A 20,467-nucleotide genomic window follows, 5' to 3' on the forward strand; every position below is an offset into this window, starting at 1 on the left:
GCGGTAGGGGGGTGCCGTGCTCGGCGACTGCATTTTGCCGAGTCACGTCCCGCGCGATGCCAGCTCACTCGGCATGCACGGAGTTCCATTTCGTCATGCGCAAGTGACAACCCCCCTTTCGAACCGGATACAAATCCGGACCGCCCGGGGGTGGGCGGTCCACCGGACGAGAGGGATCAGACTCATGAGTTCTGTTGTGCGCCCGGCCACCGAGCCGGGTCCGGATCCATTGGACAAGCCGGCGCTGTCCGCCGGCTACCGGCCGATTTCCTCACACCTGGCGATCACTCCACCGGTGAGCGTCGTGATTCCCGCCATGAATGAGGCGGAAAATCTTCCCTACGTTTTCAAGACACTGCCCAACTGGGTCCACGAAGTCGTTCTGGTGGACGGGAATTCCACCGACGACACCGTCGCGGTCGCACGCGAACTGTGGCCCGACGTGAAGGTCGTGAGACAGCTCGGCAAGGGCAAGGGCGACGCCCTGATCACCGGCTTCGAGGCGTGCACCGGCGACATCATCGTGATGGTCGACGCGGACGGCTCGGCCGACGGGCACGAGATCGTCAGCTATGTCTCCGCCCTCGTCTCGGGCGCGGACTTCGCCAAGGGCTCGCGCTTCGCCAACGGCGGTGCCACGGACGACATGACACCGATCCGCAAGCTCGGCAACCACGTCCTGTGCTCCGTCGTGAACGCCAAGTTCGGCGCCCGCTACACCGACCTGTGCTACGGCTACAACGCCTTCTGGCGGCACTGCCTCGACAAGATAGAGCTCGACTGCACGGGCTTCGAGGTGGAGACCCTGATGAACATCCGGGTGGTCAAGGCCGGGCTCAAGGTGCAGGAGATTCCCAGCCACGAGTATCTGCGCATCCACGGCGTCAGCAATCTCAGCGCCGTGCGCGACGGTCTGCGCGTCCTGAAGGTGATCCTCACGGAACGCTCCAACCGCCGCGGGCAGCGCCGCGGCACCCGTGGCGTCCCCTTCCGCACGCGTCAGGGAGAGGTGTCTTGAGCGGTACCCACCACCACGGGGGAGGCACGGTCGCGGGTATCTCGGTCGTCATCTGCGTCTACACCGAGGACCGCTGGGAGGACATCCTCGCGGCGGTCGCCTCGGTGCGGGCGCAGTCCCTGGCGGCGCTGGAGACGCTTCTCGTGGTGGATCACAACGCCTCGCTCCTGGACCGCCTCGGCAAGGAGTACAAGGAGACCGAAGGGGTGCGGGTGCTCGCGAACGCGGGCCCCCGCGGCCTCTCCGCGGGGCGCAACACCGGCATCGCAGCGTCCGGCGGCGAGATCATCGCGTTCCTCGACGACGACGCCGTCGCGGAGCGGGACTGGCTGCGCCACTTCGCCGAGGGGTACGCCGACCCGAAGGTCTTCGCGGTGGGCGGGCGCACCATGCCGGTCTGGGAGTCCCGGCGCAGGCCCGCCTGGTTCCCCGAGGAGTTCGACTGGGTCGTCGGCTGCACGTACAAGGGGCTGCCCGAGGGGCGCGTGCGGGTGCGCAACGTCCTGGGCGGCAACGCCTCCTTCCGCCGCAGTGCCTTCGAGGCGGCGGGCGGCTTCGCGACCGGCATCGGGCGTGACGGCGACAAACGCCCCCTTGGCTGCGAGGAGACGGAGCTGTGCATCCGGCTCACCCGCGCGCGGCCGGACGCGATCCTGCTCATCGACGACCGCGCGGTGATCCACCACCGCGTCCCCGCGGCGCGGGAACGCTTCGGGTACTTCCGCTCGCGGACGTACGCGGAGGGCCTGTCCAAGGCGCTCGTGACCCGTAGTGTCGGCGCGGAGAAGGGTCTTGAGTCCGAGCGGCGGTACGCCACGCGCGTCCTGCCCGCCGGTGTCGGGCGCGGGCTGCGGGACGCGCTCCTTGCCCGCCCCGGCGGCGCGGGCCGCGCGGGGGCCATCGTGGCGGGCGTGGTCACGGCGGCCGGGGGGTACGTCCTCGGGAGTGTCCGCGCGCGCAGGGCGGGCGCCTCCTTCTCGGTCGCGGAGATCGGGACGGACGCGGACGGTGAGGGGAGGCAGCCATGAACACTCCGGTGCCGATACTCATGTACCACTCGATCGCGCATGAACCGACTCTGGAGACACGGAAGTTGTCGGTCTCTCCGGTGGCGTTCGCCGAGCAGCTCGAACTGCTCGGCGAGCGGGGGTTCACGCCGTTGACCACCGCGGGACTCGGCGCGATCTGGCGTACTCCCGGCCGCGCGCTGCCCGCACGTCCCGTCCTGATCACCTTCGACGACGGCTACGAGGGCGTGCACCGGCACGCGCTGCCCGTGCTCGCCAAGCACGGCTTCGCCTCGACGCTCTTCGTCTCCACGGGCTGGCTGCGCGGGGCGCACGACACCGGGGGCGGGCTCGACGTGATGCTCGACTGGGACCAGGTACGCGAACTGGCGGCGGCGGGCACGGAGATCGGCGGGCACAGCCACACGCACCCGCAGCTCGACCAGCTGGCCGACGACGACCTCTGGTCCGAGCTGCTGCGCTGCAGGGAGATCGTCACCGACGAACTCGGCACCCGGCCCGCCTCCTTCGCCTACCCGTACGGCTATTCGAGCCGCCGGGTGCGCGAAACGGTGCGCGGTGCCGGGTTCTCCCAGTCGCTCGCGGTAGGCAACGCCCTCGCGCGGCGCACCCAGGGGCCGTACGCCCTGCAGCGGGTGACCGTGCGCCGCTCCACCGGCATCGAGGAGTTCGCGCGGCTCGTCGAAGGCCGCTCGATCGCCCTCAACTTCGCAAGGGACCGTGCCCACACCAAGGGGTACGCCGTGGTCCGCAGAGCACGACAGGCCCGCCGGAAGGCAACTCGTACCCGTGTCTGACACGTCGACCGCCCAGGCAGACGTCTCTGGGACTCCCGGCACCGAACAGCAGCCGACGTCCGGCAGGTCGGGCAGGCCGCGCAGACTGCGGCTGCTCGGCGGTTCCGGCGGTTCCGGCGGTTCCGGCGGTTCCGGCGGTTCCGGCGGCGGAAGTCCGCTGTTCCGCAACGCCTATGCGCTGATGCTGAACACCGGCATCTCCGGCGTGCTCGGCGTCGGCTTCTGGCTGGCCGCCGCCCGGTACTACTCCGAGTCGGCGGTCGGCCAGGGCTCGGCGGCGATCGCCGCCATGAAACTCCTCGCTGGGCTCACCGCCCTCACCCTGACGGGGGCACTCGCCCGCTTCATCCCCATCGCGGGGCGCGCCACCGGCAGGCTCATCTTCCGTACGTACGCGACCAGTTCGGTGGTCGTCGCGTTCGCCGCGCTGATATTCCTGTTCACGCTCGACCTGTGGGGTCCTTCGTACAAGTTCCTGCACGGCCCACTGAACGGCCTCGGCTTCATCGCCGCGGTGATCGCCTGGTCGCTGCTCACCCTCCAGGACGGAGTGCTCACCGGGCTGCGCAGCGCGCTGTGGGTGCCGGTCGGCAACACGATCTTCTCCGTCGTCAAGCTGGGGCTGCTCATCGCGGTGGCCGCGGCGATCCCGACGGCCGGCGTGTTCGTGTCGTGGGTCGCCGCGATCGCCATGTCGGTCGTACCGCTCGGCTGGCTGGTGTTCCGCCGGCTCGTGCCACGGCACGTGAAGGCGACGCAGGACAAGACCAAGGCGCCCACGCTGCGCGAGATGGGCCGCTTCCTGGCCGGGGACTACACGGGCTCGCTCTTCTCGCTCGCCGTGGTCTATCTGGTGCCGGTGATCGTTGCCTCGCAGGTCAGCTCGGTCGACAACGCGTACTTCTACATCACCACCACGATCGGCGGCACGGTCAATCTGCTCGCCATCAACATGGGCGCCTCGTTGACCGTCGAGGGCGCGCACGACCCGGCGCGGCTCGCCGCGAACACCCGGGCAGCGCTGCGCCGCATGGCCCGCATCATGCTGCCGGTCTGCGGTCTGCTCTTCGTGGGCGCGCCCTACGTCCTGCGGGTCTTCGGCCAGGAGTACGCGGACGCGGCGACGCCGCTGCTGCGCTGGTTCGCGGTGGGCGCGGCGCTGCGGGTCGTCATGGAGACGTACTTCGCGGTGCAGCGTGCGCAGAGCCGTACGTCCGGGATCGCCTGGATGCAGGGCCTGCTGTGCTTCCTGGTGCTCGGCCTGACGCTGATCCTGCTGCCGCGGATGGGCCTGACGGGAGCGGGCGTCGCGGAGATCTGCAGCCTCGCGGTGATCGTGGCGATCGCGGCGCCGAAGCTGTACCGGGTGGCGCGGGGGGCCGGGCCGTCCTCGCCTGACGACGGAGGGGCGCCGGACGGTGACCTCGCGGACCTGGGTGCGCCCGGGGACGCGCAAGCGCCCGCCGCCGAGGATGCGGACCGGAAGAAGGAGCGGCGCGGGCCCGCCTGGGCCCTGCGCGAGTCGCTCGACTCGGACACACTGCAACTGGCCGTGCAGCCCGACTTCGAGCATCCCGAGCGCAGACCCGACATGCGGCCGGGACCGGGGACCCCCGCCGCCGGGACGCCCACTGCCACGAGGGCCGCCACGGGAAGGCCCGGGGCCGGGAAGCCCGTGGGCACGGGGGACGAGGGGGACGACATGGAGCACCGGCCGACCTGGGCGCTGAGGTCACCGCTGAAGTCACCGGACCCCGAGGACGAGACCAGGGCCGATACCGATGCCGATGCCGAGGACGCCGCGGCGCGACCCTCCCCGCCGGCCTCCTCGGTGTCCGTCGCCGTCACCCCGCCCGCCGGAGAGCCGCCCACGGCCGTACGCACGAGCGAGGCACCGCCCGAGCCCGTCGGCGCGCCCGACGAACCGCTCTCCCGCCGCCGCACCGTCTTCATGGCGCTGTTCCTCGCCCTCGCGCTCGCCCTCTACTGGCTGCCCGCCCTGGACATCACCGAGGCCGACCTGGACACGATGGGCGGGCTCGGGCTCATCTCGGTGCTGCCCACGGCCACGCTGCTCGGGGCCGCGCTGCTCGCCGTCGCCTTCGCCTCGCTGCTCTGGGCGGAACGGCCGCACCAGGCCCTGCTCCTGGTGACACTGCTCGCCACGGTGGTGTGCCTGCACGCCCTGCCCGCCGTCCTTGAGGACGAGCCGCGGTTCGCGACGGCCTGGCAGCACCTGGGCTTCATGGAGTACATCGACAGGACCGGTTCCGCGGTGCCGGACCTGGACGCGCGCTGGAGCTGGCCCGGGTTCTTCGCCGCGGCCACGTTCGTGGCGAAGGCGTGCGGCGTCTCGGACATGACCGAGGTGATCCGCTGGTGGCCGCTGGCCATGCAACTGCTCTACCTGGCACCGATGTTCCTGCTCGTACGCTCCATGCGGGCGTCCTGGCGCGCCAAGTGGGCCGGTCTGTGGATCTTCGCGCTGAGCGGCTGGGTCGGTCAGGACTACTTCTCCCCGCAGGGCTTCACGTATCTGCTCTATCTGGTGTTCGTCGCGGTGCTCCTCGTGTGGTTCCGCGCGCCGCACGTGCTGTGGGCCAAGCGGCGTCCGGGCGAGCTGGAGGTCGAGCCCGCCGACCGGCGCCAGCGCGCGGTGCTGCTCGTGGTCCTGATCGCCCTGTTCGCGGCGACGGTCCCTGCGCACCAGCTCACGCCGTTCGTGATGCTCGGCGTCCTTGCCGTGCTCGTCATGGTGGGCCGCTCGGAGCTGCGCGGCCTGCCGATCCTCTTCGCGGTCCTCGTCGCCGTCTGGGTGGGCTTCCTCGCGGAGCCGTACTGGTCGGGGCACTTCGACGAGCTGTTCGGCGGGATCGGCGGCGTCGGCGGCAATGTGTCGTCGTCGGTGTCCGGCCGCATCGAGGGCGGCAGTTCGACCCACCAGCTGGTGCTGTACGCCCGCGTGGCGCTGGCCGGCGGCGTCATGGCGTTCGCCTGCTGGGGCTGGTGGCGGCGGCGCGACCACAAGTACACGGAACGCTCGCTGCTCGCCCTGACCTTCGTCCCGTTCCTGGGCTTCGGCATGCAGTCGTACGGCGGCGAGATGGCCCTGCGGGTCTTCATGTTCGCGCTGCCGGGCGCCGCGCTCCTCGCCGGTCTCGCGTTCTTCCCGCGCGCGGGCATCACCGCGAAGGAGCGGGACCGCGACCGGGTGAGTCTGGCGCCGCTGGCCGCGCTGATGGCGGGTCTCGTCCTGATGGGCGGCTTCCTGGTGGCGCGGTGGGGCAACGAACCCTTCGAGCGGACCCGGGCCGGCGAGGTCGCCGCGATGGAGTACGTGTACGAGCACGACGACCCGACGGTGCGGCTGCTGTGGATGAGCGACGACACGCTCAACAACGTGACGCCCGCGATGCCGTGGGGCGCACGGGACATGGAGAAGGTCCAGTACGTCCCGACGCTCGCCCCGGCCGATCCGGTCCTGGTGTCCAGCCTGGTGAAGGCCCTCAGAGACGCGGGCCCGAACTCGTATCTGATGATCAACAAGAGCCAGACGGTCTATCTCCAGATGGACGTGGGCTACTCCGGCACCTGGGACACCCGGCTGATCACCAACCTCGACAACCGCCAGGAGCTGAAGAAGGTCTTCACGAACGACGACGCGACCCTCTACACGCTGCGCAAGCAGCCGAACGGCAAGGTGGAGGAGGCCGCACCGGGCCCGATCGGCCCTCAGGTGACCTGGACCCCGTGGTCGGTGATCGGCGCTCTCGCGGCGATCGCCGTGGTCCTGCTGCTCGTCACGCGGGAGGTCGTGCGGGTGGCGGTGGAGCCGAGCGTGCGGCAGCTGCGCTGGCTGCAGAGCAGTTTCTGGTTCTCGCTGCCGTTGCTCGCGGTGCTGCTCGCCTCGCTGGTCCAGCGGTTCCTGACGATGGCCTGACACGGGGTCGGAGAGGGCTGGAGCGGATCACCGCTTCAGCCACTTCACCTCGTACCCCTTCATCCCGAACCGCTTGCCGTCGACCTTCGCGTCGATCGGGCGGTCGAGGGTGTTCACGACGAGCACGGTCTGCTCGTCGGCGAGGACCCGCACATTCGGTACGTCGTCGGCGGCGACGGAGACCTTCTCGTACCGCGTGCCGGGCGGGAACGCGTCGCTGAACCGGGCGAGCATCGTCAGCATGGGCAACTCCGTGCCGCCGTCGTCGAGTTCGGTGGAGCGCCACAGGCAGCCCGCGCAGTTCTCGCCCCTCTTCTGCGGGTTCCAGTAGAAACCGCTGCTGGCGCCGCCGCGCGCCATCGCCATCAGTCCCGCGGCGTGGACGGCGACGCGGTGCGGCTCGGACCAGTCGTCGCGGTTGTCCTCGCTGTCGCCCGGTTCCACGTAGTACTCGGCCCACCACAGGGGCAGGTCTCCGGTGCGCTTCCGCACCCACTCGCCGACGGCCGTGAGCTTGTCGGTGGCCTTGAACTCGTCGGGGAGCATCTCGTCGTCCACGGTGTAGCTGGAGCCGTCCACGACGACGAAGTCCGCGCCCGCCTTGTTCTTGTTCCAGTGGTCGAAGGCGTCGAGCACCCGCTGGTCCAGGCGGCCCCAAGGGCCCTTGACCTCCTTCGACGCGCCCTCGGTCTGGCGCGGGTCGACGCTGTCCATGACGAGGTAGGGACCGCCGACCATGATGTCCTCGTTGACCTTCTTGAGCTCCTTGTAGACCAGGTTGTAGAGCTCGGTGTAGCCCTCGTAGTCCCAGCGGGCCTCCTCGTTGTTCCAGAAGCCCTTGAATTCGTTCCAGACGATGAAGTGCCGGACGTCCGGATAGCGTTTGGCGACGGTCGCCGCGAGGTTCGCGAAGTCCTTGTAGTGGGCGGGCTCCGGGGCGGTCTCCAGGGCCTGCTGGCTCCAGTCGGTGTTGTCCGCGCCGGGCTTGCCGCCCTTCATCCAGTCCGGGGCGCAGCACAGGGTGATGACCGGCGTGCCGTCGGTGGCGCGGATGAAGTCCATCCGCTGGTCCATCGCCGAGAAGTCGTAACGCCCCTTGACCGGCTCGGGGTTGCCCGCGCCCCAGCCCATGATGTGCTGGATCTGCGGCAGCGGGCGCGGCTGGCCCGCGAGCAGTTCCTCGGCACGCCCGGTGGCCGCGGCGCCGCCCTCGTCCGCGCTGTACTGGGTGTGGGTGAAGCCCCAGCCGACGGCCGGCTCCGCGTCACCGGGCGGGATGGCGGGGGTGCCGTGCACCTTGTCGCCGTCGCGTGTGGTGCCCTCGGTGCCCTTGTCGTCATCGGGAAGCGTGGTGATGACGGTCAGGACCAGGGCCAGTGCGACCAGACCAACTGCGAGCAGCGCGGTGAGCCGCCACCGCTGTGCCCCCGAATTCCACCCATGACGTCCCATCAAGGACAAGAGTATCCGGGGAGGTTGGCGGTAGGACAGGTTCCGCACCACAGGTTCCGGTGGCTTTCCCGTGCCCATGGGCACCTGAACGGAGTACGGCGGAGTGCGTAAACCGGGATGCACGAGGGTACTTGTGTGCCGGATCATGGCGGCATGTCTGCGAACCCTCAGGACACCCTGCCGATCCGGCTCAACGTCGACGACAGCGACTCTCCGTCGGATGTCGTGGACGCCCTCTTCCTCGGCCGCTTCGCCACCGGCGAGCAGCCCTTCTCGCACAGCTCCAACATCGACCGCGTCAAGTCCGGCTGCACGCTGCTCCCGCCGGGTGCGACGGTGTTGCGCGCGGCCCGCGACGACGACCGCAGCGCGACGCTGGCCGAGGGTGACGGCTGGACGCTCCTGGTCTCGCGCTGGAACCGCGGCGCGGACATCACGGTGACGGCGACGAGCGCCGACCTCGCGCAGAAGGTCCTGAAGCAGGCGACGGACGGCGCGCAGGACGAGCCGGAGCCGCAGCCGGACAACGTGACCATGGGGTTCTGGTACGTCTCGCCCAGGCGCGGTCCGCACCGCACCGCGCGGCAGATCGCCGCCGGCACGTGGGAGGAGGTGCGGGAGAACTACACCGCGCCGGTCGCCGAGGCCATGGACTCCCTGATGAAGACGACCCCCGAGGACATCTCGGGCCGCCTCCTGCTCCTGCACGGCCCGCCGGGCACGGGCAAGACGTCGGCGCTGCGGACGCTTGCGCGGTCCTGGCGGGACTGGTGCCAGGTGGACTGCGTCCTGGACCCGGAGCGGCTGTTCAATGACGTCGGCTATCTGATGGACATCGCGATCGGCGAGGACGACGGTACGACCAAGGGGCGGTGGCGGCTGCTGCTCCTGGAGGACTGCGACGAGCTGATCCGCGGGGAGGCGAAGCACACGGCCGGGCAGGCTTTGTCGCGGCTCCTGAACCTGACGGACGGGCTGCTCGGGCAGGGCCGCAACGTCCTGGTCGGCGTCACGACCAACGAGGACCTGGAGCGGCTCCACCCGGCGGTGGTCCGCCCCGGCCGGTGCCTCGCCCGGATCGAGGTCGGCGGCCTGACCCGCGCCGAGTCGGTCGACTGGCTCGGCACGGAGGAGGGGATCTCCCGCGAGGGGGCGACGCTGGCGGAGCTGTACGCGTTGCGCCGAGGCACGTCACCTACGTCGGTGCCGGATCCCCGGGAGGGGGCGGACGCGGGGTTGTACCTGTAGCAGGCGGTCACGTACCGCCCCGACCCCTCCCCCGGGGCGGCTCACCCCGAGTCCCCGTAGAGCGCACGCAACGCGTCCCGCGCAGCGGCAAGCGCCGCAGCCTCCGAAAGCCCGAGCCGCCGGGCCCGCTCGGCGAAGGCCTGGGCGGCGGCAGACGCCTCCCGCGCGGCCGCGTCCCCCGCGGCCGCGACGAACGTCCCATGACGCCCCCGCGTCTCGATCACCCCGTCCGCCTCGAGCGCCCGGTACGCCTTGGCCACCGTATTGGCGGCGAGCCCAAGGTCCTGGGCGAGCCCCCGCACGGTCGGCAACTTGTATCCCACCGGCAGGGTCCCGCCCCGCGCCTGCTCGGCGATCTGGGCCCGCACCTGTTCGTAGGAGGGCACGCCACTCGCACCGGCGGCGCCTCCGTCGATCTCGATCTTCAACGTCACGCGGCGATTGTCCCGCACCGCACCCCCGGAAAATAAGAGGCACCCAGGCGCGCCCCGCGCGTAGCGTGCGGCCCCATGACCGTCCTAGTCCGCGCCCTGCGTCCCGGTGACACGCCGGACGCCGAGGCGTTCGCCGTCGTACGCCGCGCCTGCGTGCCCGCCATGCTCGCCACCGCCGACTCGATCCAGTTCGACCTGGCGCACGCCCACCCCCGCTCCCGCTACCGCCAGTTGGTCGCCGAGACCGACGGGGAGATCATCGGCACGGCGCAGGTGGGCATCGCCCACGACAGCCCCGAGCCGGGCCAGGGCTTCGCCAACGTCTACGTACTGCCCGAGCGGCGCGGGCTCGGCGCGGGTTCGCTGATCCTGCGGACGGCGGAGGAGTACCTGGCGGACGAGGGGGCCACCACGGTCTTCTCCTGGGTTCTCGACGAGCCCGCGAACCTCGCCTTCGCCGCCGCGCGCGGCTATCGCGCGAGCCGCTCGGCCCACTTCCTGCGCCTCGACCTGGCCGGTGGCCCGTTGCCGCCGCGCCAAGAGCTGCCGGACGGGGTGGAGTTGCGTACGGGGGCGTCGTTCGGGGACGATCCGCGCGCCCTCTTCGATCTGGACGCGGAGACCGTGGCGGACGAACCGGGCGATGTGGCAGCGGAGTTCACGGATTACGGGCACTGGCTCGCCGAGACCTGGAACCACCCCCTGGTGAACCGCGAACTGACCACGGTGGCCATGGTGGACGGCCGTCCCGCCGCCTTCACCCTGGCCCGCACGGACGACGCGTCGCGCTACGCGAGCGGCATGACCGGCACGGGACGCGCGTTCCGCGGGCGCGGTCTCGCCAAGCTCGCCAAGAACGACTCCCTGCACCGGGCGCGGGCCGCGGGCTACACGGAGGCGTTCACGGGGAACGACGCCGGCAACGAGCCGATGCTGGCGATCAACAAGTGGTTCGGCTACGAGATCTGCGCGACGGAGGTACGCCATGTCAGGAAGCTCGGCTGATTCGCTGGAGATCATCCTGATGAAGGCGGGCCGCACGAAGATCCGCTACCCGGCGGAGCTGATCACGGACGACGGCACCGTGGTGACGGTCCGCGCGCCGTGGGCGGCTGCCGGGGTACGGGACTTCGGCTTCGTACGCTTCGAGCCGGGCGACGTCTTCACGGAGCACTACTGGCGTGACCGCTGGTACGCCGTGAAGGAGGTCCGCACCTCCACGGGCGTCCTGAAGGGCTGGTACTGCGACGTGACACGCCCCGCGGTACGAAACGGCGCCACCCTCACGGTGGAAGACCTGGACCTGGACCTGTGGTGCTCGGCGGACGGCAAGACAATCCTCCGCCTGGACGAGGACGAGTTCACGGAAAGCGGCCTCACCGAGAGCGACCCCGAGGCAGCCTCGGCGGCCCTGTCCGCCCTGGACACCTTGGAAACCCTGGCCCGAACCGGAGCCTCCCTCTCCCCTCCCGGGTTCTGAACCCTCGCCTCAGCCCCCGACCACCACCAACTCCACCTCGAACCCCGCCCCGTCCTCCAGATATGCGGCGCAGTGCTCCTCACCGCCCGCAAAGGGGTGCCGTTCCGGGAAGAGCAGCGACCATCCGTGCCCCGGAGCTTGCCCCACCAGCCGGTCGAGCTCCGGCCTGCTCACCACGTGGAACGCCACGTGATTCAAGCCGGGCCGCTGCCGGTCGAGCCCCCCGCCCCGCATGTCGGGCGACTGTTCGAGCACCACATACGCCGCGCCCCGCCGCCAACTCCCACCGCGCTCCCAGCGCTGCTCACGGACGTGCCCCAACTCTCCGAGGAGCCAGCCCCACGAACTCTCCGCGGCAGCGAAGTCCGGCACCCAGAGCTCCACATGGTGCACGCCCCGCGCGGCCCCGAGGACGGAAGACCGCTCGGCCCCGCCGCCCTCCCACCGCACCGCGTCCCCCTCCTCCTGCCAGTGCAAGGCGAACCGCTCCCCCGTCCGCCATGCCTCCAGTGCCGCCCTGCAGTACGCCACCATGTCGTCCGGCAGCGCGGTCGCCGGGTGCCAGCTCAGTTCTGTGCACTTGTCTGGCTCCGCGTTGAAGGGCTCGCCCCCCGCGCCGTACGCCGCCTCGAAGAACCAGCCGATGCGGGGGTCCTCGCCCGGGCCTCGGTGTTGGAGGACCAGTTCGGCGGTGATGTCCTCGGGGGTGAGCATCAGGCCGATTTCCTCGTGGGCCTCGCGGATCAGCGCCGTGCGGACGTCCTCGCCGGGTTCTACGTGGCCGGACGGGAGGTTGAACAAACCGTCCCCGTAACCGGTGTTGGCGCGGCGGGCCAGGAGCACCTCGTCGCCGCGGCGGAGGATCAGGTGGACGTCCACCACTTCCTTGTGGCGGCGGGCTGCGGGCGGGCTCTCGTCCCGGTCGGTCGTCATCCGGCGATGGTGACACTCACCACTGACAATCCGGTTTCGATGAGAAACCCTCCCGGCAGAGGTCTACAGACGTCCCACCTTGGACATCGGTAGTACAGGGAGGCAGCCATGCGCCGTGTGACCGTGCACAAGACCGTCGGGAAGCCCACCAATCGGCAGATCCGGGAGAAGTCCGAGGAGCGGGAACGTCCTCGCGAGCGCCCCGAGGTCCGCAAGGACATCCAGCGGACCTGGTGGCCGGACGGGTGAGCACCAGGGGCGCGGGACGAGCTAGATCCTCTTCCGGTAGTGGAAGCGGTCGTACGGCCCGTCCACCCTGCGTTCCACCATCTCGTAGCCGTAGCGAGGGTAGATCTTCTGGTTCTCCCACATCAGCGCGTTCGTGTAGAGCCGGACCTCCGGCAGTCCCAGCGACCGCGCCCGCTCGTCCACGAAGGCGAGCAGGCGGCGGCCCACCCCTTGGCCTGCCGCCTCGGGGTGGACCGCGATGCTGTCCAGGAACAGGTGGTCCTCGTGCGGGACGAGGACCAGGACGCCCACCACCGGATCACCGGTGACGAAAACCCGCCCCGCCGCCACATCCGCCGCATGATCCGCCTCCATGGGGACGGGCACGACACCGATGCGCTCGATGTAGGGGTGGTACGCCGCGTCCGTCACCGCCTTCACGGCGGGGACGTCGGCGGCGGTGGCGAGGCGGACGGCGGTGGGGCTCTCCTGGGTCATGCCTTTACGTCTACGTCACCGCTCCTGCCCCGCACCAGCAGTTTCTTCAGGAGCGGCCAGAGCACGATCAGCGCGATGATCACGTACACCGTGATCGAGAAGGGCGTGTCGACCAGGCCGCTCACGCTGCCGTCGCTGATCTGCAGGGCGCGGCGCAGCTGCTGCTCGGCGTTCGGGCCGAGGATGACGCCGATGACCGCGGGCAGCACGGGCAGCCCGTAGCGCCGCATGCCGAAGCCGATCAGGCCGATGATCAGCAGGATCACCAGGTCGAGGGCCTCGCCACCGACCGCGTACGCGCCCACCGCGGCGAAGAAGAGGATGCCCGCGTAGAGGTAGGGCCTCGGGATGCGGAGCAGCTTCGCCCAGACCGGGGCAAGGGGGAGGTTCAGGGCAAGGAGCAGGACCATGCCCACGAACAACGACGCGATCAGGCCCCAGACCAGATCCGGCTCGCGTTCGAAGAGGAGCGGGCCCGGCTGGATCCCGTACTGCTGGAAGGCCGCGAGCATCACGGCGGCCACGGCCGTCGTGGGCAGCCCGAGCGTCAGCATGGAGACCAGGGTCCCCGCGGCCGAGGCGGATGACGCGGACTCGGGGCCCGCCACTCCCTCGATCGCGCCCTTGCCCCACTCGTCCTTGTGCTTGGACAGGCGCTTCTCGGTGACGTACGAGAGGAAGGTGGGGATCTCCGCGCCGCCCGCCGGGATCGCTCCGAACGGGAAGCCGATGAGCGGGCCGCGCAGCCAGGACTTCCAGGTGCGCTTCACGTCGGACTTGCCGAGCCAGGGGCGGCCGACCGGGATCGCCTCTCCGCTCGTGCGCCGCAGATGAGCCGCCACCCACAGCGCCTCGCCGATCGCGAAGAGACCGACCGCGACGATCACCACGTCGATTCCGTCGGCGAGTTGGAGCGAACCGAAGGTCAGACGCTGCTGCCCGGTCATCTGGTCGAGGCCGACCAGTCCGAGGGTGAGGCCGATGAGGAGGGAGGCCAGTCCTCGTACGCGGGAGGACCCGAGGACGGACGTCACGGCGATGAACGCGAGGACCATGATGGCGAAGTAGTCGGGCGCCCCGATGTCGACCGCGAGCTCCGCGACCTTCGGCGCGAGGGCCACCAGGAGGATCGTGCCGATGATGCCGCCCGCGAAGTGCCCGATGGCGGCGGCCGCGAGCGCTTGTGCGCCCCGGCCGGACTTGGCCATCGGGTTGCCTTCCATGGCGGCCACCACCGCCGCGCTCTCGCCCGGTGTGTTCAGCAGGATCGAGGTCGTCGAGCCGCCGAACATCGCTCCGTAGTAGATGCCGGCGAACATGATGAACGCGCCGGTCGGCTCAAGGCCGTACGTCACGGGGAGCAGCAGTGCCACCGCCATCGCGGGACCGATGCCGGGCAGGACGCCGATCGCGGTGCCCAGGAGCACGCCGATGGCCGCCCAGAGCAGGTTCATGGGGGTGAGGGCCGTGCCGAAGCCGTCCATCAGGGAGTTGAAGGCGTTCATGTCACAGCACTCCCATCAGCGGCCCGCCGGGCAGCGGCACCCCGAGCAGGTTGTTGAAGACGACGTACGTGAGGAGGGAGAGCCCCGCCGCGATGAGCGGATCGCGGTCCAGGTGGCGGCTGCCCAGCGCGTACGCCGCGCCCCAGAAGAGCAGGGCTCCCGCGATGGGGAAGCCGAGCGGTTCGATGAGGACGGCTGCGCCGAGGAAGACGCCGGCCAGGAGCAGCACGGTGCGCCAGTCGGCGGGTTCGGACAGGTCGATGTCCTCGCCGCCCTCGGCCTCGCCGCGGCCCCCGCGCAGGACGTCGATCGCGAGGATGACGGCGACGACGAGGAGGCCGATGCCGACGGCGATCGGGACGGTCTTGGGGCCGATGGGGCCGCGTTGCGCGATCGCGACGTCCATGGTGAGGGCGTCGGTGAGGACGAGGGCGCCGAGGGCGAGCAGCATGACGCACACGCCGAGTTCGGAGTGCTCGCGCAGCCAGGTCCGGCGGCTGCCGCCGTGCTCGTCGGGCGGGGTTTCGGTGGTCGGGGTCGTCACAGTCCCAGCTCCTTCAGCACGGACACCACGCTCTTGTCCTGGGCGGCCAGGAAGTCGCCGAACTTGTCGCCGGTGAGGAAGGCGTCGTCCCAGCCGTTGGTCTTGAGGGACTTGCGCCACTGAGGGGAGTCGTGGAGCTTCTTGACCAGGCCGGTGAGTTTCTTGCGTTCGGCGTCGGAGAGGCCGGGCGGGGCGACGATGCCGCGCCAGTTGGTGAAGTTCACGTCGTAGCCGGACTCCTTGAGGGTCGGCCCGTCGAGTCCCTTGGCCCTCTTGGGTCCGGTGGTCGCAAGGAGGCGCAGCTCGCCCGACTTGATCTGGTCCAGGTATTCGCCGACTCCGGAGACGCCGAAGGCGACCTTGTTGCCGAGGATCGAGGCGAGGAGTTCGCCGCCGCCGTCGAAGGGGACGTAGTTGACCTTCTTGGGGTCGATCCCGGCGGCACGCGCCATCAGCATCGGGGCGAGGTGGTCGGGGCCGCCGGGAGACGAGCCGCCGCCCACGGGGAGCTTGCCCGGGTTCTTCTTCCAGGCGGCGACGAGCTGCTTGATGTCCTTGTACGGGGAGTCCTTGGCGACCACGACGACGTCCGGTTCCTCGGTGAGGCGGGCGATCGGGGTGGTGTCGGCCAGGGTCTTGGGCGAGTCGTTGGAGCGGGCCGCGCCCACGACGCCCAGGCCCATGGACATGGCGAGCTTGCCGTTGCCGTGCTCGCCGACGAGGCGGCTGAGGCCGACGGTGCCGCCGGCGCCGGGCAGGTTGAACACCTCGATGTTGTGGGTGAGTCCGGCGTCCTCGGCGTTCTTCGCCGCGGTGCGGGCGGTGATGTCGTAGCCGCCGCCCGGCGTGTTGGGGACCATGAGGCGCAGGCCGGGGATCTGGGTGCCGGTCTCGGTGCCGCTGCCCGTGGAGAGCAGCGGCGGCCCTGCGAGCACGAGCAGCGCGGCCCCGAGCAGGGCAAGGGGTGTGCGCAGACGCACGTGTGCCACCACCTGTCGGTACGTAGTCGGTACGTGGTCCGTACGTCGTTCGGTACGGAGGAGTTGCTGCGGCCGGGCTCCCCGTGGGGGGAGGGAACCCGGCCGCCGTCCGCGGGGACGGGGATTCCTGTGAGGTGGCCCACATGTTGCCTGCGCGTTAAGAAGCTGTCTCTCTTCCGGAATCAACGGACGTTGTGGTCGTTGTGGTCGCGCCCATAGCCTGCGGCGATGACAAGGGTGCTGGTCGTGGACGACGACTTCATGGTCGCCAAACTGCACAGCCGTTATGTGTCCGCGGTGGACGGATTCTCGGTGGTGGGAGTGGCGCACAGCGGCGCGGAGGCACTGGCGGCGGTGGAGCGCCTGCGCCCCGATCTGGTCCTGCTCGACATCTATCTGCCCGACATGGACGGCATCGCGGTGCTACGGGAGTTGCGGGCCGTCGAGGAACGCGACCGGGACCGGCAGCCGCTGGACGCGCTGTTCATCACGGCGGCGCGGGACGCGGAGATCGTACGGGCGGCGCTGCGGGCCGGGGCGCTGCACTACCTGATCAAGCCGTTCAACCAGGCGGCGCTGCGCGAGCAGTTGCTGCACGTGGCGGCGCTCCGGGCCCGCCTCGACGGCCTGGACGAGGCGCGTCAGGAGGACGTCGACCAGATCTTCGGCCCCCGCCCGCCCGGCTCCCGCGAACTCCCCAAGGGCCTGGCGGCGCACACCGCGGACCTGGTGGAACAGACGCTGCGGGGCCACCCCGGGGGCCTCTCGGCCTCGGAGTGCGCCCAGGAGGGCACGCTCTCCCGGGTCAGTGCCCGCCGCTACCTGGAGTTCTTCGCGGACACGGGCCGCGTGGAGGTGACGCTTCGGTACGGGGGGACGGGGCGGCCGGAGCGGCGGTACCGGTGGGTTCGGTGACGGTGGGCCCGGTGGTCTCCCCGGGGCAATTCGGGCACGACCTGAGCGGAGCCTGAGGGCTCCCTTAACCGCACCATAAAGATCGCCATCACCCCCTCCCAGCAGGCGAATCCGGGGATTTCAGCGGCTAGTTTTCTCGTCGCCGGGCCGGTTACGAACCGTCGGCGCCGCACGTGATCGGGGGGCGGCACCGGCCGTTCGCAACCGTCTCGTGTCCCCCCACCCCCCCAGAACCGCCGCTGAGGAGAACCACTCATGACCGCACGCCGAAGCAAGGTCGCCGCGATCGCCGCCGTCGGGATCGCCCCGCTCGCCCTGACCGCCCTCTCCGTGTCCCCTGCCGCCGCGCACGGTTCGATGACGGACCCAGTGAGCCGTGTCTCCGCGTGCTTCCAGGAGGGGCCCGAGGCTCCGAAGTCGGCCGCCTGCAAGGCCGCTGTCGCCTCGAGCGGCGCGCAGGCCTTCTACGACTGGAACGGCGTGAACATCGCCAACGCCGCCGGCAAGTCGAAGGAGATCATCCCCGACGGCAAGCTGTGCAGCGCGGGCAACGACAAGTACAAGGGCCTCGACCTGCCGCGCGCCGACTGGCCGTCCAGCAAGATGTCCGGCGGCAACCACACCTTCCGCTACAAGGGCACCGCCCCGCACAAGGGCTCCTTCGAGCTGTACATCACGAAGGACTCGTACGACCCGACCAAGCCCCTGAAGTGGTCGGACCTGGAGGAGAAGCCGTTCGTCGATGTCGCCGACCCGAAGATGGAGAACGGTGACTACGTCTTCGACGGCAAGGTCCCGGCCAAGTCGGGCCGCCACCTGATCTACTCGGTCTGGCAGCGCTCGGACTCCCCCGAGGCCTTCTACACCTGCTCCGACGTCGTCTTCGGCAAGGACAGCGGCGGCAGCGAGGCCGCGGCTCCCGCCCCGACCGCCTCCGCGCCCTCCGAGCAGGACATCGCCGCGGGCGCCGAGAAGTCCACCGTCGAGCACCACGGCCACGGTGACAGCGACGCCAAGACGGGCGCCGAGGCCTCCGAGGCGGCCCCGGCCCCGGGTGACGACACCGCCGCGGGCGGCGACGCTCCCGCCAACCAGCCCGAGGTGAACGGCGGCGACGCGAAGCCCGTCGCGGCCGACGAGAACCTCGCCGAGACCGGCGGCGACAGCACCACCCCGTACATCGCGATCGGTGGCGCCGCCGCCCTCGCCATCGGTGCCGCGGCCATGTTCGGCACGGCCCGCCGTCGCACGGCGCGCCACGGCCGCTGATCCCGGCAGGACGTACGGAGAGCCGCCGCTGACCCGGTCAGCGGCGGCTTTCGCCGGCTCAGGAGAAACAGGTGGGCGAGTAGTAAAAGTGTGAAGTTGCGCGTCGGCAGAACTTCCGGCAGACACTGGCGCGGTCACCGGCCCGCCGGGTCACCGTCCGGGCGGCGAGACCAACCCCGCCTCGTACGCGATGATCACCAGCTGGACCCGGTCACGGGAGTCCAGCTTGGTGAAGAGCCGCGCCACATGCGCCTTCACCGTGGCCACGGTGATGAACAGTTCGGCGGCGATCTCCGTGTTGGACAGACCGCGGCCGACCAGCGTGAGCACCTCGCACTCGCGGTCGGTGATGCCGTCGACCGTCCGCCGGGCCGCCCGCGGCGCCGGCTCGGGCCGCGCGGCGAACTCCGCGATCAGACGCCGGGTGACGCTCGGCGCGATCAGGCCGTCCCCCGCGGCCACCACGTGGATCGCCGCGAGGATGTCCTCGAGGGCCATGTCCTTGACCAGGAATCCGCTCGCGCCCGCGCGCAGCGCTCCGTACACGTAGTCGTCGTCATCGAAGGTGGTGAGGACGAGGACGCGCGTCGACTCCAGTTCGGCCGTGATGAGGCGAGTCGCCTCGATGCCGTCCATGCCGGGCATGCGGATGTCCATCACGACCACGTCGGGGCGTATCTCGCGCGCCAGTTGCAGCGCTTCGGCGCCGTTCCCCGCCTCCCCCACGACCTCGATGCCGGGGGTGTCGGCCATCAGGACGCGCAGGCCCGCGCGGACGAGGGGCTGGTCGTCGGCGAGGACGACTCTGACGGCGGGGGCGGTCACCGGGCCTCCACCGAAGGCAGGGGCAGCGGCAGCAGGGCCGCCACCCGGAAGCCGCCCTCGGGGCGCGGCCCCGCAGTGAACCGGCCGTGCAGCAGGGCCACTCGCTCACGCATGCCGACGAGGCCGAACCCAGTGCCTGCGGGCAGGCCACCGCGGCCGTCGTCCTCGACCTCCAGGGAGAGTTCGGCCTCCCGCCGCTCGACGGTCACCCGGCAGGCGTCCGTCCCCGCATGCCGTACGACATTGGTGAGGGCCTCCTGGAGGATGCGGAACGCGGCCAGGTCGATGTCGGCGGGCAGCGGCGGCCCCTCCCCCACCAGGCGGATCTCCGCGTGGACCCCGGCGTCCCGCGCCGCGGCGGCGAGGCGGTCGACGTCGGCGAGCCCGGGGGCGGGTTCGCGGGGCGGCGCGGACGAGTCACCGGCAGCGGCCCCGTCGGCGGCTCCCGGATCCGACTCCGGCCTGCGCAACGCGACCAGCGTCCTGCGCAGCCCCGCGAGGGTCTCCCTGCTGGTGGCCTCGATGGTGCTGAGCGCGTTGCGGGCCTCCGCGGGCTGGGTGTCGATGACCCGGCTGCCCACACCCGCCTGGATGGCTATGACGCCGATGCTGTGCGCGATCATGTCGTGCAATTCCCTTGCTATGCGCAGCCGCTCGGCGGTGATGGCGCGGTCCGTGGCCTGGGCGCGCAGGGCTTCGGCATGGGTGCGGCGTTCGCGGGCCGAACTGCCCGCCATCCAGGCGGCGATGAGGAGGACTGCGACGAACACGGCGGTCTGCGCCCTGTCTTCGGCCCACTCGGAGGCCACGCAGTGACTCATCTCGTACGGGCGGGGGAGGCAGCCGCTGTCGGCCGGGAAGCCGAAGAGGCTGCCCATCTGTGCCGTGAACGCCAGGAGGGCGCCGATGACCGACGTGCGGCGCGGGCGGGTGGCCGCGAGATAGCCGACGGCGCAGACCCCCACCAGGACCTGGAGATAGCTGACCTCCGTCGTGTGCATCTCCATCGTGGCCGCGACCCCGCCCAGGAGCAGCAGGGTCAGGGCGGGCAGGGGTCTGCGCCGCAGCAGCGAGGCGGCCACGGCGGCGAGCAGGATCGACGCGAGCACCATCAGGAGGTCGAAGCCCTGTTGCCCGTTGGAGAACGTGACGTAGGTGACGGCCGGGAAGAGGGCGGCTCCGCTCCAGGCAAGGCCCGTGCGCAGGGCCTGCCACGCACGCCCGCGCGTGAGCGTGCCGCGCCCCTTGCTTCTGCCCGGCGCGGGCAGCGGCTGACCTGGTGTGACGTCCATGCGCCGATCGTATGCGGCAGCCCCGCGTGGGGGTATTGGCCTGCGGTCGTACGCCCGTGGGCGGTGCGAGCCGTCGTGAGT

At 70.8% G+C, this 20,467-nt stretch carries 18 protein-coding genes and 1 pseudogene; 10 read left to right on the forward strand and 9 right to left on the reverse strand.

Annotated features, from left to right (window positions below; translation table 11 throughout):
- Positions 1-184 precede the first annotated feature (184 nt).
- The 4 genes from ACZ5U5_RS25860 to ACZ5U5_RS25875 are packed head-to-tail and all read left to right on the forward strand — an operon-like array spanning position 185 to position 6,783.
- Positions 185-1,018 carry a glycosyltransferase family 2 protein gene (locus ACZ5U5_RS25860; RefSeq protein WP_469025885.1) on the forward strand — a complete coding sequence of 278 codons (834 nt, stop codon included), beginning with the start codon at positions 185-187 and terminating at the stop codon, positions 1,016-1,018.
- On the forward strand, positions 1,015-2,046 hold the full coding sequence (locus ACZ5U5_RS25865; protein ID WP_469025888.1) for a glycosyltransferase family 2 protein: 1,032 nt from the start codon (positions 1,015-1,017) through the stop codon (positions 2,044-2,046). Before ACZ5U5_RS25860 ends, ACZ5U5_RS25865 begins: the two co-directional genes overlap by 4 nt.
- The gene (locus ACZ5U5_RS25870; RefSeq protein WP_469025891.1) at positions 2,043-2,843 is read left to right on the forward strand and encodes a polysaccharide deacetylase family protein; all 801 of its coding nucleotides are present in this window, start codon (positions 2,043-2,045) and stop codon (positions 2,841-2,843) included. The genes ACZ5U5_RS25865 and ACZ5U5_RS25870 overlap by 4 nt, the downstream gene beginning before the upstream one ends.
- Positions 2,836-6,783, forward strand: a complete 3,948-nt coding sequence (locus ACZ5U5_RS25875) for a lipopolysaccharide biosynthesis protein (RefSeq protein WP_469025894.1) — start codon at positions 2,836-2,838, stop codon at positions 6,781-6,783. Before ACZ5U5_RS25870 ends, ACZ5U5_RS25875 begins: the two co-directional genes overlap by 8 nt.
- 27 nt (positions 6,784-6,810) lie before the next feature.
- On the opposite strand, the gene ACZ5U5_RS25880 is transcribed toward ACZ5U5_RS25875, so the two are convergent.
- Positions 6,811-8,235, reverse strand: a complete 1,425-nt coding sequence (locus ACZ5U5_RS25880; protein ID WP_469025896.1) for a GH39 family glycosyl hydrolase — start codon at positions 8,233-8,235, stop codon at positions 6,811-6,813.
- A 153-nt stretch (positions 8,236-8,388) separates the two neighbouring features.
- Here ACZ5U5_RS25880 and ACZ5U5_RS25885 point away from each other — a divergent pair, with 153 nt between their 5' ends.
- Positions 8,389-9,483, forward strand: coding sequence for a DUF5925 domain-containing protein (locus ACZ5U5_RS25885; RefSeq protein WP_469025900.1), 1,095 nt, complete (start codon positions 8,389-8,391; stop codon positions 9,481-9,483).
- A 41-nt stretch (positions 9,484-9,524) separates the two neighbouring features.
- Here ACZ5U5_RS25885 and ACZ5U5_RS25890 read toward each other — a convergent pair whose 3' ends face one another.
- Complete coding sequence (locus ACZ5U5_RS25890; protein WP_469025902.1) at positions 9,525-9,917, reverse strand: GntR family transcriptional regulator; 393 nt, start codon at positions 9,915-9,917, stop codon at positions 9,525-9,527.
- Positions 9,918-9,992: 75 nt separating this feature from the next.
- Between ACZ5U5_RS25890 and ACZ5U5_RS25895 the strand changes: the two genes are divergently transcribed.
- Both ACZ5U5_RS25895 and ACZ5U5_RS25900 read left to right on the forward strand, forming a co-directional pair.
- On the forward strand, positions 9,993-10,922 hold the full coding sequence (locus tag ACZ5U5_RS25895; RefSeq protein ID WP_469025905.1) for a GNAT family N-acetyltransferase: 930 nt from the start codon (positions 9,993-9,995) through the stop codon (positions 10,920-10,922).
- Positions 10,903-11,397 carry a ribonuclease FAU-1 family protein gene (locus tag ACZ5U5_RS25900; protein WP_469025907.1) on the forward strand — a complete coding sequence of 165 codons (495 nt, stop codon included), beginning with the start codon at positions 10,903-10,905 and terminating at the stop codon, positions 11,395-11,397. The genes ACZ5U5_RS25895 and ACZ5U5_RS25900 overlap by 20 nt, the downstream gene beginning before the upstream one ends.
- A gap of 9 nt (positions 11,398-11,406) precedes the next feature.
- Here the strand turns inward: ACZ5U5_RS25900 and ACZ5U5_RS25905 are convergent.
- A pseudogene (locus ACZ5U5_RS25905) lies at positions 11,407-12,306 on the reverse strand (NUDIX domain-containing protein); the annotation flags it as partial.
- 132 nt (positions 12,307-12,438) lie between these two features.
- Between ACZ5U5_RS25905 and ACZ5U5_RS25910 the strand changes: the two are divergent.
- The gene (locus tag ACZ5U5_RS25910; RefSeq protein ID WP_469025910.1) at positions 12,439-12,579 is read left to right on the forward strand and encodes a hypothetical protein; all 141 of its coding nucleotides are present in this window, start codon (positions 12,439-12,441) and stop codon (positions 12,577-12,579) included.
- Between the two features lie 21 nt (positions 12,580-12,600).
- On the opposite strand, the gene ACZ5U5_RS25915 is transcribed toward ACZ5U5_RS25910, so the two are convergent.
- From ACZ5U5_RS25915 to ACZ5U5_RS25930, 4 genes are read right to left on the reverse strand one after another with little or no spacing between them, the layout of a single operon-like run.
- Complete coding sequence (locus ACZ5U5_RS25915; RefSeq protein ID WP_469025912.1) at positions 12,601-13,056, reverse strand: GNAT family N-acetyltransferase; 456 nt, start codon at positions 13,054-13,056, stop codon at positions 12,601-12,603.
- Complete coding sequence (locus ACZ5U5_RS25920; protein WP_469025914.1) at positions 13,053-14,561, reverse strand: tripartite tricarboxylate transporter permease; 1,509 nt, start codon at positions 14,559-14,561, stop codon at positions 13,053-13,055. Before ACZ5U5_RS25920 ends, ACZ5U5_RS25915 begins: the two co-directional genes overlap by 4 nt.
- A gap of 1 nt (position 14,562) precedes the next feature.
- Positions 14,563-15,105, reverse strand: coding sequence for a tripartite tricarboxylate transporter TctB family protein (locus ACZ5U5_RS25925; protein ID WP_469025916.1), 543 nt, complete (start codon positions 15,103-15,105; stop codon positions 14,563-14,565).
- Complete coding sequence (locus tag ACZ5U5_RS25930; protein WP_469026135.1) at positions 15,102-16,085, reverse strand: Bug family tripartite tricarboxylate transporter substrate binding protein; 984 nt, start codon at positions 16,083-16,085, stop codon at positions 15,102-15,104. Before ACZ5U5_RS25930 ends, ACZ5U5_RS25925 begins: the two co-directional genes overlap by 4 nt.
- Positions 16,086-16,313: 228 nt before the next feature.
- Between ACZ5U5_RS25930 and ACZ5U5_RS25935 the strand changes: the two genes are divergently transcribed.
- A complete protein-coding gene (locus ACZ5U5_RS25935) occupies positions 16,314-17,000 on the forward strand; it encodes a response regulator (protein ID WP_469025919.1) in 687 nt (228 codons plus the stop codon).
- Between the two features lie 255 nt (positions 17,001-17,255).
- Positions 17,256-18,269: a lytic polysaccharide monooxygenase auxiliary activity family 9 protein gene (locus tag ACZ5U5_RS25940; RefSeq protein WP_469025922.1), complete on the forward strand. Its 1,014-nt coding sequence runs from the start codon at positions 17,256-17,258 to the stop codon at positions 18,267-18,269.
- Between the two features lie 150 nt (positions 18,270-18,419).
- Here the strand turns inward: ACZ5U5_RS25940 and ACZ5U5_RS25945 are convergent, their stop codons facing one another.
- Both ACZ5U5_RS25945 and ACZ5U5_RS25950 read right to left on the reverse strand, forming a co-directional pair.
- On the reverse strand, positions 18,420-19,094 hold the full coding sequence (locus ACZ5U5_RS25945; protein WP_469025925.1) for a response regulator: 675 nt from the start codon (positions 19,092-19,094) through the stop codon (positions 18,420-18,422).
- Complete coding sequence (locus tag ACZ5U5_RS25950; protein ID WP_469025928.1) at positions 19,091-20,386, reverse strand: sensor histidine kinase; 1,296 nt, start codon at positions 20,384-20,386, stop codon at positions 19,091-19,093. The genes ACZ5U5_RS25945 and ACZ5U5_RS25950 overlap by 4 nt, the downstream gene beginning before the upstream one ends.
- Positions 20,387-20,467 lie beyond the last annotated feature (81 nt).

The organism is Streptomyces sp. NPDC033177 (genome assembly GCF_055577715.1).